This is a genomic window from Chryseobacterium sp. GVT01B, assembly GCF_019970045.1.
Classification (GTDB): domain Bacteria; phylum Bacteroidota; class Bacteroidia; order Flavobacteriales; family Weeksellaceae; genus Chryseobacterium.
Genome location: NZ_JAHXYI010000005.1, coordinates 507762 through 525591, shown reverse-complemented (window position 1 = coordinate 525591; position 17830 = coordinate 507762). Strand labels below are relative to the sequence as shown.

13 protein-coding genes are annotated in these 17830 nt (G+C 37.3%); 12 read left to right on the top strand and 1 reads right to left on the bottom strand.

Annotated features, from left to right (window positions below; genetic code table 11):
• Nucleotides 1-10 precede the first annotated feature (10 nt).
• From LC457_RS14720 to LC457_RS14710, 3 genes are all read left to right on the top strand, one after another.
• The gene (locus LC457_RS14720) at nucleotides 11-3409 is read left to right on the top strand and encodes a polysaccharide deacetylase family protein (protein ID WP_223600539.1); all 3399 of its coding nucleotides are present in this window, start codon (nucleotides 11-13) and stop codon (nucleotides 3407-3409) included.
• 76 nt (nucleotides 3410-3485) lie between these two features.
• Nucleotides 3486-5543: a M13 family metallopeptidase gene (locus LC457_RS14715; protein ID WP_374200550.1), complete on the top strand. Its 2058-nt coding sequence runs from the start codon at nucleotides 3486-3488 to the stop codon at nucleotides 5541-5543.
• 319 nt (nucleotides 5544-5862) lie between these two features.
• Nucleotides 5863-7959, top strand: a complete 2097-nt coding sequence (locus LC457_RS14710; RefSeq protein WP_223600538.1) for a M13 family metallopeptidase — start codon at nucleotides 5863-5865, stop codon at nucleotides 7957-7959.
• Nucleotides 7960-8022: 63 nt separating this feature from the next.
• Here the strand turns inward: LC457_RS14710 and LC457_RS14705 are convergent, their stop codons facing one another.
• A complete protein-coding gene (locus LC457_RS14705) occupies nucleotides 8023-9069 on the bottom strand; it encodes a hypothetical protein (protein ID WP_223600572.1) in 1047 nt (348 codons plus the stop codon).
• 350 nt (nucleotides 9070-9419) lie between these two features.
• On the opposite strand from LC457_RS14705, the gene LC457_RS14700 reads away from it, so the two are divergent.
• The 9 genes from LC457_RS14700 (at nucleotide 9420) to LC457_RS14660 (ending at nucleotide 17817) form a co-directional block, all read left to right on the top strand.
• Complete coding sequence (locus tag LC457_RS14700) at nucleotides 9420-9866, top strand: type VI secretion system contractile sheath small subunit (protein ID WP_223600537.1); 447 nt, start codon at nucleotides 9420-9422, stop codon at nucleotides 9864-9866.
• Between the two features lie 20 nt (nucleotides 9867-9886).
• On the top strand, nucleotides 9887-11248 hold the full coding sequence (locus LC457_RS14695; protein ID WP_105703168.1) for a DUF5458 family protein: 1362 nt from the start codon (nucleotides 9887-9889) through the stop codon (nucleotides 11246-11248).
• Between the two features lie 78 nt (nucleotides 11249-11326).
• Nucleotides 11327-11788 (top strand): hypothetical protein, encoded by a 462-nt coding sequence (locus LC457_RS14690; protein WP_223600536.1) that lies wholly within the window; start codon nucleotides 11327-11329, stop codon nucleotides 11786-11788.
• 76 nt (nucleotides 11789-11864) lie between these two features.
• Nucleotides 11865-12899, top strand: coding sequence for an A/G-specific adenine glycosylase (mutY, locus tag LC457_RS14685; protein ID WP_223600535.1), 1035 nt, complete (start codon nucleotides 11865-11867; stop codon nucleotides 12897-12899).
• Between the two features lie 44 nt (nucleotides 12900-12943).
• Nucleotides 12944-13501, top strand: a complete 558-nt coding sequence (gene gldD, locus LC457_RS14680; RefSeq protein ID WP_223600534.1) for a gliding motility lipoprotein GldD — start codon at nucleotides 12944-12946, stop codon at nucleotides 13499-13501.
• 27 nt (nucleotides 13502-13528) lie between these two features.
• Nucleotides 13529-14452, top strand: coding sequence for a PfkB family carbohydrate kinase (locus LC457_RS14675; protein ID WP_142718965.1), 924 nt, complete (start codon nucleotides 13529-13531; stop codon nucleotides 14450-14452).
• Nucleotides 14453-14538: 86 nt separating this feature from the next.
• The gene (locus tag LC457_RS14670) at nucleotides 14539-15906 is read left to right on the top strand and encodes a peptidylprolyl isomerase (protein ID WP_223600533.1); all 1368 of its coding nucleotides are present in this window, start codon (nucleotides 14539-14541) and stop codon (nucleotides 15904-15906) included.
• 180 nt (nucleotides 15907-16086) lie between these two features.
• Nucleotides 16087-17031 carry a nitronate monooxygenase family protein gene (locus tag LC457_RS14665; RefSeq protein ID WP_223600571.1) on the top strand — a complete coding sequence of 315 codons (945 nt, stop codon included), beginning with the start codon at nucleotides 16087-16089 and terminating at the stop codon, nucleotides 17029-17031.
• Between the two features lie 15 nt (nucleotides 17032-17046).
• Nucleotides 17047-17817 carry an alpha/beta fold hydrolase gene (locus LC457_RS14660; RefSeq protein WP_223600532.1) on the top strand — a complete coding sequence of 257 codons (771 nt, stop codon included), beginning with the start codon at nucleotides 17047-17049 and terminating at the stop codon, nucleotides 17815-17817.
• Nucleotides 17818-17830: the final 13 nt, after the last annotated feature.

Genomic DNA, 17830 nt, shown 5'->3' with positions numbered 1-17830 from the left:
TTCAAAAATCGTGGAAAATTCCAAACAGATCTTTCAGACCAACAGCAAAAAACGCTGGAAAAGTGTACAGTGGGGAAGCCGTATTTTTATATTTGTAGGAATATTGCTTTTGCTTGCTTTGGGGCTGATGATGACCCTGGACAGAAGTCCTAAAATTCCTTTTAAAGAAGATTATAAAGCCGTAATTACAGCCAATAAACCTTATCTTCAGGAGAATAAAATTTCCAAAGAATATAAAGGTTTTAGAAGCTTTATTTCGGAAAAAACAATCCATACCAACCTCGACAAAATTCAGAAGGCGAGGGAAGAAAGATATAAAAATCAGAACAGAAACTGGGCTCAGTTTCCAGGTGGAATCCGGTCTGCATTCTATGTAGCATGGGATCCTCAGTCTCTCATGTCCCTGAAACGAAATATAAGACACGTTAATCTGGTTTTCCCGGAATGGTTTTTCCTTGACCCGAAAACAGGAGATCTGAAAACCAATGTAGATCCGGAAGGATACAAAGTGATCAAAAGAACGGGAGTTGCTGCAATGCCGATGCTGAGTAACAACTCTGATCAGGAATTCCATTCAGAAGGATTAGTGAAAGTACTTAATGATCCTCAGAAAAGAACCCATCTGATCCAAAAAATTACCCAGCAGTGTAAAAAATACCATTTCAAAGGAATCAATATTGACTTTGAGGATATGAACCTGAATTCTGATGAAAACCTGATTGCCTTTATGAAAGAGCTTTCAGAAACTTTCAAAAAGAATCAGCTGCTGGTGACGATGGATATCATGACGGATAATGATGATTACAACATACCAAGATTAAATCCTTATGTAGATTACTTTGTTTTGATGGCTTACGATGAATATTCTGCCGGAAGTGATGCAGGGCCGGTTTCTTCTCAAAAATGGATCGAAGAACAGACCGGAAAAATCGTAAAACAAACTTTTCCGCAAAAAATTATTTTAGGTCTTGGTGCTTATGGCTACGACTGGAGTTCCAATAAAGATGATAATACGTCTGTAACTTATATGCAGGCGATTACCAAAGCCAGTGCCAGTAAAGCGGTCATTGATTTTAATGACAATACGTTTAATTTAAATTATTCTTATACAGATTCTAAAAATCTCACCCACACCGTATTTTTCAATGATGCCGCTTCTATTTTCAATACAATGCGTTTCTCTTCAGAATATCCATTGGCAGGAACAGCACTTTGGAGACTGGGAAGTGAAGACAGCAGAGTCTGGAATTTCTATGATAAAGACCTTACATTTGCCGGCCTTTCCAAACTGAATCTGAAAACCCTGGAAAATGTAAAAGGACAGACCATGGTAGATTATATCGGAGATGGAGAAGTGCTGGATGTTCTGAATACTCCTCATGACGGGAAAATTGCATTGGAGATTGATCCGAAAGAAAAAATAATTACAGACGAAAACTACATCACTTATCCAAGTTCTTACGAAGTGAAAAAATATGGAGGCGCTCCCCAAAAAGAACTGGTGCTGACTTTTGATGATGGTCCGGACGAAACATATACTCCACAGATATTAGATGTACTGTCCAAGTACCATGTTCCGGCAGCATTCTTTTTGGTAGGATTAAATGCAGAAAAGAATCTTCCGCTTGTTAAACGGATTTACCGTGAAGGACATGAGATCGGAAACCACACTTTCACCCATGAAAATGTAGCAAAAGTAAGCCCTGAAAGAGCTTTACTGGAACTGAAACTGACAAGATTACTGATAGAATGTGTAACAGGACACAGTACAATTCTGTTCAGAGCTCCGTACAATGCCGATTCTGAGCCTACCACTTCAGAAGAGATCATTCCGGTAGCATTGGCAAGACAACAAAATTATCTTGATATCGGGGAAAATATTGACCCTGAAGACTGGCAGCCGGGAATAAAAGCAGATGAAATTGTAAAACGTGTAATGGCCGGACTCAAACAAGAGAGAGGAAATATCATTCTTCTTCACGATGCAGGCGGAGATACCAGAGAAGAAACGGTGAAAGCTTTAAAAATTCTGATCCCTACACTTCAGAAACAAGGCTATCATTTTACAAACCTGACCAGTATTCTGCATAAAACCAGAAGTGAACTGATGCCTGAAGTTCCGAAAACAAAGTCATACTATATCATGCAGCTCAACCTTGTACTGGCCACTGTAATTTATGGAATAAGCCATTTTCTGGTGGCATTATTTACCATTTTCATTGTATTAGGATTAGTCAGATTATTGCTGATGGCATACTGGGCTTTTAAAGAAAGAAAAAAAGAGAAAAAACTTGGCGGATTTCCAGTCTTGGAATCTTATCCTAAAGTTTCCATTATTGTACCTGCTTATAATGAAGAAGTGAATATTGTTTCTTCCCTGCAGAATCTGTTGAAGCAGACCTATCCGAATTTTGACATTATTATGGTAGATGACGGAAGTAAGGATTCCACTTATGAAAAAGTATCAGAAGCATTCTCTGATCATCCGAAACTGAAAATATTCACCAAAACAAATGGTGGAAAAGCAACGGCTTTAAACTTCGGAATAGCACAGACGGATGCAGAATATGTAGTGTGTATTGATGCAGATACCAAACTGCAGCAGGATGCCGTGAAATATTTGGTTGCGAGATTTTTAAATTCAGATCCGGAAGAAAAAATTGCAGCCGTAGCAGGAAATGTGAAAGTTGGAAACAGAGTCAACTGGCTTACCAGATGGCAGGCTATAGAATATACAACGAGTCAGAATTTTGACAGGCTGGCGTATGCGAATATCAATGCGATTACCGTAATTCCGGGTGCTATTGGTGCATTCAAAAGAGCTGTAATTATTGAGGCTGGAGGCTATTCATCAGATACCTTAGCTGAAGATTGTGATATTACCGTGAAAATTTTAAAAGCAGGATATACAGTCGCCAATGAAAACAGAGCGGTTGCCGTTACTGAAGCTCCGGAAACGGCGAATCAGTTCTTAAAACAGCGCTTCCGCTGGACCTACGGAATCATGCAGATGTTCTGGAAACAGAGACAGACTTTCCTTAACCCCAAATATAAAGGATTGGGACTTTGGGCAATGCCGAATATTTTATTATTCCAATATATTATTCCATTTTTCTCACCGCTGGCAGATGTGATTATGTTTTTTGGAATTCTGTCTGGAAACGGAGATAAAATATTCACCTATTATCTGATTTTTCTTTTGGTGGATGCTTCTTTAGCTTTAGTAGCATTTATTATGCAGCGCGAAAAATTAATCAATCTGCTGTATATTATTCCACAGAGATTCGGGTACAGATGGCTGATGTATATTGTTTTGTTTAAAAGTTTAAGAAAGGCATTGAAAGGCGAAATGCAGTCCTGGGGGTTCCTGAAAAGGACTGGGAATGTAAAAGAGATAGCAACTTCTTAATATTTGTTTAAATTTGTTTCCTTGAAAAGTAACAAATTTCAAATAAATCATACATATTCTAAAAATTGTTATCATAATGAAAAAAATAACGCTTTCTTTGTTTTTAATAGCAGGGATCTGCACTCAGACTACTATGAGCGCACAAGCTAAAGCTGCTAAAGTAGCAGTGAACAACACAGATAAAGGTTTAGACCTTAGCTTGATGGACACTTCGGTGCGCCCTCAGGATGATTTTTACAACTACGTGAGTGGAACCTGGATGAAAACTGCCAAAATTCCATCTGATAAACCAACCTGGGGAAGCTTCAATAAACTGGCTGAGGATACGGATAACAATTCCATGACAATCCTGAACTCTCTTCTGAAAGATAAATTTGCTGACGGAAGTGAAGGGAAAAAAATCCAGGATCTGTATGCTACTTACATGAATATGGAGAAGAGAAATGCAGACGGAATCAAGCCTATCCAGGAAAATCTGAATAAGATTGATGCTATTAAAAACATGGCTGATCTTCAGAACTACCTTACTTCTGTAACAAAAGAAGGGGAGAATGTTTTCTACGGATGGGGTGTAGATGCAGACCTTAAAGATTCTAAAATGAATGCCGTTTACTTAGGAAATCCTTCTTTAGGTTTAGGAAGAGATTATTATCAGAAAGTAAACGAGAAAAATACAGAAGCTATTGCTGAATATCAGAAATATGTAGCTTCGATGCTAAAAGAATTAGGGTACAAAAATGCTGATGAAGCAGCAAAAGGTATCGTAAATTATGAAAAAAGCATCGCACAGACTTATCTGACAAACGAGCAGAGCCGTGATAACACGCTTCAGTATAACCCTAAAACGATGGCAGAACTTTCTGCTTTGGTAAAAGGAGTTGACCTTCCAGCGTATCTTAAAAAAGTAGGAGTAAATACAGATAAAGTAATTATCAGTGAACTAGGATTCTATAAAGATTTCGATAAATTAGTGAATGCTCAGAATCTTTCTGTAATTAAAGACTATCTGAAATTCCACATGATCCACGGAAGCGCTTCTTACTTAAGTGAAAACTTAGGAAACATGAAGTTTGCTTTCTACGGTAAATACCTTAGAGGACAGCAGGAGCAAAGAGCTCTTAACAAGAGAGGTTTTGAATTGATTAACGGTTCTTTGGGAGAAGCTTTCGGAAAATTATATGTTGAGAAATATTTCCCTGCTGAAGCAAAAGCTCAGATGGTAGAATTAATCGACTATTTAAAGAAAAGCTTTGCAGTTCATATCAATAACTTAGCTTGGATGTCTTCAACAACTAAGGAAAAAGCAATGCAGAAACTGAACAAATTCACAGTAAAAGTTGCTTATCCTGACAAATGGAAAGACTATTCAAAATTAAATATCGTTTCTGAAGCAAAAGGTGGAAATCTATATAAAAACCTTCAGAACATCGGAGAATGGCAGTACAATAAAGATTTAGCTAAAATCGGTAAGCCAGTGGATAAAACAGAATGGGGAATGACTCCACAGACTGTAAACGCATATTACAACCCGGTAAACAACGAGATTGTATTCCCTGCTGCAATCCTTCAGCCGCCATTCTTTAACCCTAAAGCTGATGCTGCTGTAAACTTCGGAGGTATCGGTGCTGTTATCGGTCACGAAATGAGCCACGGATTTGATGATTCAGGGGCGCAGTTTGATGCTGATGGTAACTTAGTAGACTGGTGGACTCCGGAAGATAAAGCAAACTTCGAAAAAGCAACAAAAGCCCTTGCTTCTCAATATGACAAATACGAGCCTGTAAAAGGAACTTTTGTAAACGGTACTTTCACAAACGGTGAAAATATCGCAGACTTAGGAGGAGTAAATATTGCTTACGACGCTCTTCAGATGTACTTAAAAGATAAAGGAAATCCAGGGAAAATCAGTGGATTCTCTCAGGATCAGAGATTCTTCCTAAGCTGGGCAACGGTTTGGAGAACATTATCCAGTGAGAAATATATGGTAAATCAGGTGAAAACTGACCCGCATTCTCCGGGATACTTCAGAAGTTTTGGTCCGCTTATCAACGTTGACGCTTTCTACAAAGCATTCGATGTGAAAAAAGGAGACAAATTATACAAAACTCCGGAAGAAAGAATCAAAATCTGGTAAAAATAACAACCGCTCAGCAATGGGCGGTTTTGTTTTTTTAGGTAGCAGGTGATAGATGTTAGGTATCAGGTGGCAGGTGATAGGAGTTAGGGATTAGATATTAGGAGATCGGAAGACTTCTATTTGTCATAACGGCTTCCATCATTCCCCTCCCTCGGAGGGGTGGCAAAAATTCAAAGAATTTTTGACGGGGTGGTTCTAAACTAACATTAAACCTTGAACAATGAACATTAAACCCTGAATTATCAATTACCATTCATCACATATCATTAAAGTTTGTATATTTGATAAGTTTGTGTAAAATCAAAAATAATCTTTAATGAAAAAGCTAAATATTGGAATACTTGCCCTTTCAGGTATTGTATTTCTTAATTCGTGTGGTGCAGCAAAGACTGCAGGGACAGAGAATAAAACAGAAGCTACGGCAAAAGTGACTGAACCGGTAAAAGAAGAAGCAAAAGAAGAGGGAATCAATTTATCGTATATGGATACCAGTGTCCGCCCGCAGGATGACTTTTTTAGCTATGTGAACGGAAATTGGGTGAAGACTACTCAGATCCCTTCTGACAAAGCAAACTGGGGATCTTTCAATGCGTTGAGAGAAAATGTGGATGATGCTTCATTAGATATATTAAACAAAATCCTTACAGAATCATATCCTGCCGGATCGGAAGGACAGAAAATCCAGAATTTGTATGCCTCTTTTATGGATACCAATAAGAGAAATGCAGAAGGGCTGGCTCCTATCAAGGCTGATCTTGCTAAAGTAGATGCTATTAAAAGCCTTAACGATCTTCAGAAATACCTTTTGGACGCAACAAAATTAGGTGACAACTCTTTCTACGGATGGAGAGTGGGTGCTGATATGAAGAATTCTAATATGAATGCGGTGTATCTGGGTGGCCCGGATCTGGGATTGGGAAGAGATTATTACCAGAAAATAAACGAAGCAAACACCAAAACACTGGCGGAATATCAAACCTATGTTGGAAAACTATTCGGAGTGTTAGGTTATAAAAATTCTACTCAGGCTGCACAGAATGTAGTAGACTTTGAAAAGCAGCTTGCCAACTACTTATTGACGCTTGAGCAGAACAGAGATGCCAACTTAAGATACAACCCTAAAAATGTATCTGAGTTATCTGGCCTTGTGAAAAATGTTGACCTTGCAAAATATCTGAAAGATGCTGGTGTAAATACAGACAGAGTGATTATTGGTGAACTGAAGTATTATCAGAATATGGATCAGTTTGTAACACAGAAAAACCTTCCTTTACTGAAAGACTACCTGAAATATCATATCATCAACGGAAACGCAAGCAATCTGAATGACAGCTTAGAACAGATCAGATTTGATTTCTATGCGAAATATTTACAGGGACAGAAAGAACAGCGTCCAATGAACAAAAGAGGGCTTACCCTTGTAAATGGTGTTCTTGGAGAAGCTTTCGGGAAATTGTATGTAGACAAATACTTTACTCCTGAAGCTAAAAAGCAGATGGAAACCTATATTGATTACCTTTTAAAATCATTCAAATCCCATATCGCAAACATAGACTGGATGTCACCTGAAACCAAAGTAAAAGCTCAGGAAAAACTATCCAAGTTTACCGTAAAAATTGCTTACCCTGATAAATGGAAAGATTATACACAGTTAAAAGTAGAATCACCAAAAGAGGGCGCAACGCTTTATTCTAATCTTCAGAATGTAGCAGCATGGCAGTATCAGAGAAGCTTAGATAAAGTAGGAAAGCCCGTTGACAAAACAGAATGGGGAATGTCTCCACAAACTGTAAATGCGTACTACAGTGGATCAAACAACGAAATTGTATTCCCTGCAGCAATCCTTCAGCCGCCTTTCTACAACCCTAAAGCTGATGCAGCAGTGAATTTCGGAGGAATCGGAGCCGTTATCGGTCACGAAATTTCTCACGGATTTGATGACAGCGGTTCACGTTTCGATGGTGATGGTAACCTTAACAACTGGTGGACAGATGCAGATCGTAAAAACTTTGATGCAAAAGTAGGTCAGCTGGCAGCTCAGTACAGTGCTTATGAACCTGTAAAAGGAAGTTTTGTAAATGGTAAATTTACAAGTGGAGAAAATATTGGTGACTTAGGTGGAGTAGCTGTTGCTTACGATGCCCTTCAGATGTATTTAAAAGATAAAGGAAACCCGGGAAAGATCAGCGGATTTACTCAGGATCAGAGATTCTTTATGAGCTGGGCAACCGTTTGGAGAACCAAAGCAACTGATCAGTATATGATCAATCAGGTGAAAACAGATCCGCACTCTCCGGGAATGTTCAGAGCTTTCGGGCCACTGGTAAACCAGGATTCATTTATCAAAGCATTTGATATCAAACAAGGGGACAAACTATATAAAGCTCCTCAGGACAGAATAAAAATCTGGTAATTTTACCTTAGAAATTGTTAGAAAAGAAAGAATCCGTCTCAATGCAGACGGATTCTCTTTTTTTTAATATTCTTTCTTATAATTCCGGATAACAAACTTTATTCCGGTTTCTATAATGTCTCCCATGCTTTTACAGTACTTGAAATTGACATCGTAGGTGAGTTTTTGTAAAGCAGTTTTTAGTTCTGTAACATTGGCTTCCGGTGCAATATTGTCTTTTTTCATAATAGAAATAAGTTCATCAAATCTGTTTTTGCTGCTGGTCACTCTTTTTACGATCTGCGAACGTACTTCTTTACGGTATTGCTCTATAGAACTTGGCTTCAGTTTTTCCAGTACCATATTGACCATTTGACTGTTTTCCTTGAAGTACTGCGGAAGGTAAACTTTCAGATTCCCCTCATAAGTTTGCTGATCAAAATCGATGGGACGAATTCTGTAAATGACCTGGTCAAAATCATGTATTGGAATTACAACATAATTATAAGATCTCATATCGCCAAGAAGCCCGATGAGACAACGTTCATTGAATTTTACAAATTCCTTGGAAATCTGTGCCTTTTCCAGTTCCGTACAGTTGTGCAGGTGTTTCTTAATAAAAACATCACCGGGAATTCCTAAAATATGCTCTTCAATCAAAGTGTTTTTGTAAACCAGAAAGTTGATCCGGTTGGGAGAAAGCAAATCCTCAAGTTCCAGTCCGAATATTCGTGAAGCATCCGCCTGTTTAATATAAAAATTAGTATAATTATCGTTAAGTATATTTCTTACCCGAACCCGAAACGGTTTAGAATTTCCGAAGGTACAAAAGTCAATCGTATCCACTTTCAGATAAGGCAGAGTAGCAGTATCCCCATCAGAATGGAGAAGAGTGTAAATCTTATTTAAATTAGCCTCTATTTCTTTAAACTCATATTCAGGATACAATACCCCAAGCCACAAAGTATCTTTACCGTCTTTATCCAGAATGCTCACACTGTCGCTAAACCTTAGGAGGTCTTCATACAGAAACCTGATCTGCGTTGTTCTGTTATATTTTTCCAGATATTTCTGTAATGCTTCTGAAACTGGAAATATGGGTTTTCTGAACGCTATTTTTACATCTTTCATGACACTGTTCACTTTGATTAAATATAAAGATTTTTTTGTAATCATTGAGGAATCCTTATTTTAACATTCATTGGATACTTTTGTATAAGAACAGAGCGGACAAAATTTTATTTATTTTTTCTTGAATTTTTTTATTTATTTTTTCATAGCTTAGTGATATCGTAATATGGTGATTTTATGTTGAATAAATGTAGATAAATTTAGATGATCCAAGAAAAATCTTAGTAAAATTTTTTATGTTACAGTTTTTTTTTAAATTTAAACACTGGATTGGTAATTTATTTGATTCATCTGTAAATTACTCAAAGACAGATCCAAACCAGAATAAGAAATCTCAAAATAACAATAATATGGCAATGTTTAATTATGGTGTTGGCGGAAACGAAGTAAAAGTAGACGCTAATGAAGCTATTCAGGAAATACAGGAAAATAAATCACTGATAGTAAGCCAGCTTACAACAGAAGAGTCTTATACTCCTGAAATCGTAACAGGATTAAAAACAGTGGAAGACGTTTTCAAACATTTTCAGCCTTCAATATCGGTACAACACGAAACAGAAGACGGAGGAATGGTAGAAGAAGAATTCCGTTTTCAAAACCTTGGAGACTTTACCCCTAAAAGCCTTACTCAGAAGTCAGATTATCTGCAGCAGCTGAGCATGGAGCAGGAGCAGTACAATAAAATAGTACGTCAGCTGAAAACAAACAAAATTCTACGCAATATGCTGGAGAACGATCAGACAAGAGCAGCGTTCGTAGAGGTATTGAAAGAAGTGGCACAAGAACTTGAAAAATAATTAAAGACTTACATTAAATCATGGATAGCAAATTACAGGCACAAGAAAGCCAGCAGCAGGGTCAGCAGCAGCACTCGGGACAACCGAAAGGCAACCCGCTTGCAGAGCTCAATAAAATGGGAGGATTTGGCTTTGTTGAATCCGTTGTAGACGGTATTGCCAATATGAACCCAACAAGAAAGGCAAGAAAAGAAATCTTCCTGAATGACAGCAATAAAGCAGACGAAAGAAAAGAACTTCTTCAGAAGATCAATCTTTGGGTAAACCTTTTAGAAGGAAGCGAATCTGCAGATAAAATGGCCGATACATGCAAAAGTAAAGCACAACAGGCCGACCAAAACCTAAAAACAAACTTAAAAAATACACTGGATGCCGTTCGTCTGTTGGAAACCAACTATAGAACAGTAGCTCAATTCTACAAAAACACAGAATTGGATAAAGTGGATAACGTAAGTATCGTAAATGCAAGCCTTGAACAGGTTTCCGATCTGGATAATCCTTTGTTCATTGATGCAATCTCAGAAGAATTCAAAAATTATTACGACCGTCTTGACCTTAGAGATAACTATTCAATCCTTGCAATACCAGGATATTTAGGATCCAATAAGGTCATCGAGAAATGGGCAAAAATCTGTAACGAAAACAAAGTAATGATGGTTACAGACTTCGCCAACCTTGATAAGCCGGATGACGTAGTAGACTTATTCCACTCTGCCAATCTTACAGGAGGAGAACTTCACAGAAGTAACGTTATTATGACGTGTAACTGGCTGGTAGGACGTGGTAAAGCTGAAGAAGTAGGTGAAGAAGAAAACGTAGAACTTCCACCTTCCACTTCACTAGCAGGAAAAATCCATAAAACCCTGATGTCTCAGGTAGCAGCAGGTAAAAAACACGGGAATATCAACGAAGTAGACGCTGTGAAATTCGAACTGAAGAAAAGTGAAATTTCTCAGTTGGAAAAAATGGGTCTTGTACCAATGGTAAATGAGTACGGAAAAATTATGGCTTTCTCAGCGAAGACCTTATTTACAGGAGACAATATCGGTCTTCAGACGTATTCCGTAGTTCGTGTATTCGATTACGTAACCAAAGTACTTCTTGACTTCCTGAACAGAAGAGCTTTTGAAAACTGGAATGCTAAAAACGAAGACGATTTGAGAAGACAGATTGTAACTTTCCTTGATAATATCAAAGGACCGGACAAATTGATCGAGAAATTCAAAATTGTTCGTTTCGAGCAGGATAGAGTAAACAAAGACAGAGTATGGCTGGATATCCGTATGACGCCTTATTTCCCTACAAAAAGTTTCGTTATTAAACTTGACGGACACAAGGGAGATGACGGTAACGAATGGGATGCAGAATATACTCAGGAGTAACATCAACGTACTTTATATAACAAAAACCGATGCAATTTTACATCGGTTTTTTTTCAACCAACACCTATGAAATTTAATATGAATAAGAAACTTATCATTGGCTTACCCGCTATATTGATGGTACTTTTGATAAGCTGTGAGAAAAAATACCAAAGTCCCGGCCAATACGAAAATGATCTTTTTGCAGATGAACGCCAGGAAGGAAAGGCATACATCATGAATAAAGATGAATGCTTTGATGGCAGTGAACTGGTCATTGCAAGTTCAGACGTAAAGCTGGCAGACAGTTCAAAAGGCCGTGGTAAATCATTCTACCTTTACAAAGTAAGATCTGGAAAAGTATTAAAAACAGTAAGAGATTCCACCGTAGAAATGCCTATGTTGTTTTTATCCCAATATAAATTAAAGATAAAAAACACTGATTCCATGTATGTTTACCTGAAGAATCTGGAAGGATACCGTTTTTTAAAGAAAGACAGAAACCTTAATTATCAGTGGCTAAAAGCTGCCCCAGTATACTCTGTGAAAGCTGATAAATAAATTTTATCTTTGCCAATTGAAAATACTTCGTAATCTAAGTTCATGAGGTATCACATAAAAAGCAAAACAAAAATTTTTGAAGAAGGATAGCAGAAATTCAGATTTTCTACACATTGGCAGCAAAATTCTGGGATGGTACAGCAATAATGCAAGAGATTTGCCTTTCAGACAGACAAAAGATCCCTACAAAATCTGGATCTGTGAAATTGTATTTCAACAGACGAGAATCAATCAGGGATTGAATCATTATAATAATTTCATTAAAAGGTTTCCAGACGTAAAAACGTTGGCAGAAGCTGAAGAAAATGAAGTGCTGTTATATTGGAAAGGATTAGGCTATTATTCCAGAGCGATCAATATCCATAAAGCTGCCCGGCAGATCATGAATGATTATCAGGGCGTCTTTCCTGAACAATACGAAGAAATTTTAAAACTTAAAGGAGTCGGGAAATATACAGCAGCAGCCGTTTCAAGCATATGTTTTGGTGGGAAAATGCCTGCTGTTGACGGGAATTTTTATCGTGTTCTGAGCCGTCTTTTTGCCGATAATTTTGATATTTCTAATTCAAGAGCTTTTACCTATTTTTCTGAGCTGGCTGCTTTGGTGATGCCGGAAAATGTGGGTGATTTTAACCAGGCGATGATGGATATAGGCTCAGAAATCTGTAAACCTAAAAATCCACTTTGCACAGAATGTCCCATCAATGAAGACTGTCTGGCATTTGCTATGCAGAAAATTTCAGATTATCCGGTAAAAACAAAAAAAGTAAAAGCAGAAGATCTTGCTTTGACCTATTATTTTGTTCACAGAAACGGAAAGTTTCTGATCCGTCAGAGAGCAGATGATTTTATATGGAAGAAGTTATTTGAGTTTCCTGCAGCCATTTCTTCGGATATGGAACCATTCATTACGGGTTCAAAGACGGTTGCTCATAAACTTACCCATAAGAATTTAAGCATTGAAATATTGAATGTTGAGGTTACTTCACAAAAGATATGGAATGATTTTATCGCTGAAAATCAATACCTGATTACAGATGTTGAAGGCTCTCACGAAAAATCGTTTCCGAAGCCTTTGGAAAATTACATTCAAAACTCTCTGAAAGACTGAAATTTGTCTTCTTAAATCTGAAATCTAATTTGTACTTTTGCAAAATGATTAAAAAAGTCATTTTTATTTTTGTATCACTGCTTTTAATTTCATGTGGAAAAGACCCTTCACCAAAACCTTATGGAGAACTGCGTCTTGAATATCCTGCACCGAAATACCAAAAGTTTGAAAACGATTGTGCCTATACCTTTGAGTACTCGGACTTTGCTTCTATTGCACCGGCTAAGAAACCTTGCTGGTTCTATGTGAATTACCCTAAAATGAAAGCAAAGCTTTTCGTTACCTATTACCCTATACAGAATGACTTTGCAGACCATATCAAAGAAGCTGAAAAAATGGTATATGAACATACCATCAAAGCCAGTTCTATAGATACAAAATCCTTTGAATACCCTGAAAAGAAAGTATACGGGAATTTCTATGAACTGAAAGGGCAGAGTGCTTCTAATCTTCAGTTTTACATTACGGACAGTACGAAACACTTCGTTACTGCTTACTTATACTTTAATACGAGACCGAAACCGGATTCTCTTGCGCCTGCTGTGAACTATATCAAAAATGATATGAAACACATGCTGGACTCTTTTGAATGGAAAAAATAATTACTTTTAATATACATTGAAAAATATATGAAACTTTTAGTTGTAGGAAGTGTTGCATTTGATGCAATTGAAACACCATTTGGTAAAACGGACAAAATTTTAGGAGGTGCAGCCACTTATATCGGAATCACTTCATCAATTTTAGGCGTTAAATCCGGAATTGTTTCTGTAGTAGGAGGAGACTTTCCACAAGAACATCTTGATATGTTCACAGACAGAGATGTAAATATCGAAGGAATTGAAATCGTAAAAGAAGGAAAAACTTTCTTCTGGTCTGGAAAATACCACAATGACCTGAACACAAGAGATACTCTGGCTACAGAAGTAAATGTACTTGAGAATTTTGATCCGAAAATCCCGGATTCTATGCAGGATGCCGAAATTTTGTTACTTGGAAACCTACACCCTGGAGTTCAGTTATCCGTACTTGAAAAAATGAACAACCGTCCAAAACTGGTTATCCTTGATACCATGAACTTCTGGATGGATTCTGCATGGGATATCTTAATGGATATGATTGCGAAAACAGATGTAATCACGATCAATGACGAAGAAGCAAGACAGCTTTCAGGAGAATATTCTTTAGTAAAAGCAGCAAAAAAGATCCACACAATGGGTCCTGAGTATGTCATCATCAAAAAAGGAGAGCACGGAGCTTTGCTTTTCCATGACAATAAAGTATTTGCTATCCCGGCACTTCCACTGGAAGATGTTTTCGATCCAACAGGAGCTGGAGATACTTTTGCAGGAGGTTTTGCAGCTTATCTTGCTAAAAAAGAGAAAATAGATTTCGATACAATGAAATCTGCTCTTATCGTAGGATCTGCTATGGCTTCATTCACTGTAGAGAAGTTCGGAACAGAAAGAATAGAGGAGGTAAGCGAAGCAGATATGTTCAGCAGATTGAGACAATTCAAAGAATTAACGACTTTTGATGTTGAACTGCAGTAAATAAGTCTTTTTAAGAAATATTTATAATAAAAAATTGAGTGAAATTCGTTAAGAATTCTAAATTTGCAACTTGTTAAAATAGTAAAATGACAAATAAACTAAAAATCACTTTTCTTCTTGGGATTTTCATCATGATATTCTCTTCAAATATGATGAATGCCCAGCTAAAACAAGGAGATTTGGTGGATGGTATTGCAGCTGTTATCGGGGATGAGATTGTTTTGGAATCTGATGTACTTGAGCAAATGAATTATGGGAAACAGCAGGGAGCTGCCAACACAGATAAATGTGAGTTCCTGGAAAACCTTATCAGCAACAAGCTTCTTGTATATGAAGCAAAAAAAGATACCTTAATTGAAAACCGTTCTGCAGCAATCAAAGAACAGGCTAATGCAAAATACCGTCAGTTGCTTTCTCAATTTCCGGATGAAAAAACATTGCTTGCCGCGTATAAGTTCAGAAATGCTTATGAAATGAAAAATGCTATCGAAAAGATAGATACTGACCAGTATTACGGACAGGCAAAATATCAGAGAGTTACTGAGAAAGCAGACGTAACTCCAAATGAGGTTACTGACTTCTATAACATGTATAAATCACAGTTGCCACAGGTAAAAGACGAAGTTACTTTAGCTCAGATTATGATCTATCCTACCTTAACGGAAGCACACAAACAAGACCTTATCAACAGATTGAAAAAGATCAAGCAGGATATTCTTGGAGGGGAAACTTTTGAGAGCCAGGCAAGAATCTATTCTGAAGATGAAGGGTCAGCTGCTAACGGAGGATTATATAAAAATATCAACAAAGGGCAGATGGTGAAACCATTCGAGGCTGCTGCACTGAACCTTCAGGAAAATGAAATTTCAGATCCTATTGAATCAGAATTCGGATTCCATATTATTCAGTTGCTGAAAAGATCAGGTAAAGTGTATGATGCAAGACACATCTTGCTAAAAGGAGTACCTACTGATGATGAGCTTAAAACTGCAAAAGCAAAACTAGACAGTATCAGAGGTCTTATCGTGGATGGTAAAATGACATTTAAAGATGCTGCTTTTAAATTCTCAGATGATAAAAGAACAAAATTCAACGCAGGGGTAATTCCTGGAGCAGATGGTTCTGATAAAATTGAAAGAGAAAGTATCCCGGGAACAATCAGCTACGAATTGGCAGGATTGAACAAAGGAGACATCACTACAGCTTTTGAAGATGAAGAAAACAAGAGAAAGGAGATCAAGATCATTAAAATTGAAGATGTGATTCCTTCTCACCAGATTACATTGGAAACTGACTTCAGCAGAATCAAGCAGATGGCATTGAATAAAAAGAAAAGTGAAATGGTTGAAAAGTTTGTCAACTCTAAGTTACCGACAACTTTTATCTCTATTGACGGACGTTACGACAGTTGTAGCTTTAAGTCTAACTGGAAGAAACAATCCATGGCAAAATAAAAAAAAACCTTCAGAAATTCTGAAGGTTTTTTTATGCCTTTTATCTAAGATGATTGCTTTAAGCTGCATTCAAATTCTTAATGAAAATATTACCGCATATTCTCTTGAAAACCTTTGTTTTTAGTATTTTTACACATGAGCAATTTTATAGATTTTAACGCTGCAAAAAAACTTCATGATATGGAGGCAACTCAAAATAGAATTTCAACCCTTTTTAATATTAAATATCCCATTATTCAGGCAGGTATGATCTGGCATTCCGGATGGAGACTGGCTTCTGCGGTTTCCAATTGCGGTGGATTGGGCTTAATTGGAGCAGGAAGTATGTATCCTGATATCCTGAAAGAAAATATCCAGAAATGCAAACAGGCTACAGATAAACCTTTCGGTGTAAATGTACCGATGTTATACCCTAATATTGAAGAAATCATTCAGATCATTCTTGAAGAAGGAGTAAAGATTGTATTTACATCAGCAGGTAACCCGAAAACTTATACAGAAACCCTTCAGAAAGAAGGAATAAAAGTAGCTCACGTAGTTTCCTCTACCAAATTTGCTGTAAAATGTGAAGATGCCGGAGTAGATGCTATTGTTGCAGAAGGTTTTGAAGCAGGTGGACATAACGGAAGAGATGAAACAACAACATTCTGTCTGATTCCAAATGTAAAAAAACATATTTCTAAGCCGTTAATTGCTGCAGGAGGAATTGCTTTAGGTTCACAAATTAAGGCTGCTATGATTCTTGGGGCAGACGGTGTACAAATCGGTTCCCGCTTTGCTGCCACTACAGAAGCCAGTGCCCATGAAAACTGGAAAAAGAAAATCACAGAACTGCAGGAAGGTGACACTCATCTTACTTTGAAGGAGCTGGCACCTGTAAGAATGGTTAAAAATAAATTTTTCAGTGAACTGGAAGACATCTATCAGATCGGAAGAAATAAAGAGGCTTTGGTTGCCTCATTGGGAAGAGCCAGAGCTAAACGCGGAATGTTTGAAGGAGATATGGAAGATGGCGAGCTGGAAATTGGCCAGGTTTCTGCCCTGATTGATGAAGTTCTCCCGGTAGAAACTGTTTTCAATCATTTGTTGAAAGAATTTGAAGAAGTAAAAATGCCAACTTTTTAAATATAATTTTATTCAATGGAGGGAAGAATAATTGATGTAAAGGGTAAAAAATTATATATAGAACACAGTAATCCGTTTGAAGGCAGACCTACCATTGTTTTTCTGCATGATTCATTAGGTTCAGTGCAGCTTTGGAGAGACTTTCCAGCCAAATTATCCGAAACGACACAATGCAACACTCTGACATATGACCGTCTGGGCTATGGAAAATCATATTCGATGCTTACTCATGAAAGACCGGTAAATTATATGGAATTGGAAGCTGATCTGTTGAATCACTTATTGATTGAATTAAATATTGATAACGCTATTCTTTTCGGACACAGCGATGGAGGAACAATAGCCTTAATTACCGCTGCCAAATATCCCGAAAGAGTAAAAGCTGTTATCTGTGAAGCAGGACACATATTTGTTGAAGACGTTACTTTAAAAGGAGTGTATGATGCCTGGGACGCTTACAAAACAACCAATCTTCCGGAACGCTTACAGAAATACCATGGGGATAAAGTAGAAACACTTTTCAGAGCATGGACGGAAACCTGGACACGTGAAGACTACAGAACCTGGAATATTGAATATCTATTGAAAAATATCGTAGTTCCATTATTATTTATACAAGGAGAAGCCGACGAATACGGAACATTGGATCAGGTTGAAAAAACTGTATCTCAGGTAAATGGTTATGCTGAAAAATATATTATTCCCGGTATCGGGCATACACCGCATAAAGAAGTTCCTGAACTTGCATTGAAGAAAGCAACAGAATTTATCAGTAAATTTTTTTAATAGAGAATTAGCT

Excerpts from the sequence above, each read along its gene's own strand:
- LC457_RS14715 (WP_374200550.1), top strand. The coding sequence starts at position 3,486 with ATGAAAAAAATAACGCTTTCTTTGTTTTTAATAGCAGGGATCTGCACT.
- LC457_RS14710 (WP_223600538.1), top strand. The coding sequence starts at position 5,863 with ATGAAAAAGCTAAATATTGGAATACTTGCCCTTTCAGGTATTGTATTT.
- LC457_RS14705 (WP_223600572.1), bottom strand. The coding sequence starts at position 9,069 with ATGAAAGATGTAAAAATAGCGTTCAGAAAACCCATATTTCCAGTTTCA.
- LC457_RS14700 (WP_223600537.1), top strand. The coding sequence starts at position 9,420 with ATGGCAATGTTTAATTATGGTGTTGGCGGAAACGAAGTAAAAGTAGAC.
- LC457_RS14695 (WP_105703168.1), top strand. The coding sequence starts at position 9,887 with ATGGATAGCAAATTACAGGCACAAGAAAGCCAGCAGCAGGGTCAGCAG.
- LC457_RS14690 (WP_223600536.1), top strand. The coding sequence starts at position 11,327 with ATGAATAAGAAACTTATCATTGGCTTACCCGCTATATTGATGGTACTT.
- gldD (WP_223600534.1), top strand. The coding sequence starts at position 12,944 with ATGATTAAAAAAGTCATTTTTATTTTTGTATCACTGCTTTTAATTTCA.
- LC457_RS14675 (WP_142718965.1), top strand. The coding sequence starts at position 13,529 with ATGAAACTTTTAGTTGTAGGAAGTGTTGCATTTGATGCAATTGAAACA.
- LC457_RS14670 (WP_223600533.1), top strand. The coding sequence starts at position 14,539 with ATGACAAATAAACTAAAAATCACTTTTCTTCTTGGGATTTTCATCATG.
- LC457_RS14665 (WP_223600571.1), top strand. The coding sequence starts at position 16,087 with ATGGAGGCAACTCAAAATAGAATTTCAACCCTTTTTAATATTAAATAT.
- LC457_RS14660 (WP_223600532.1), top strand. The coding sequence starts at position 17,047 with ATGGAGGGAAGAATAATTGATGTAAAGGGTAAAAAATTATATATAGAA.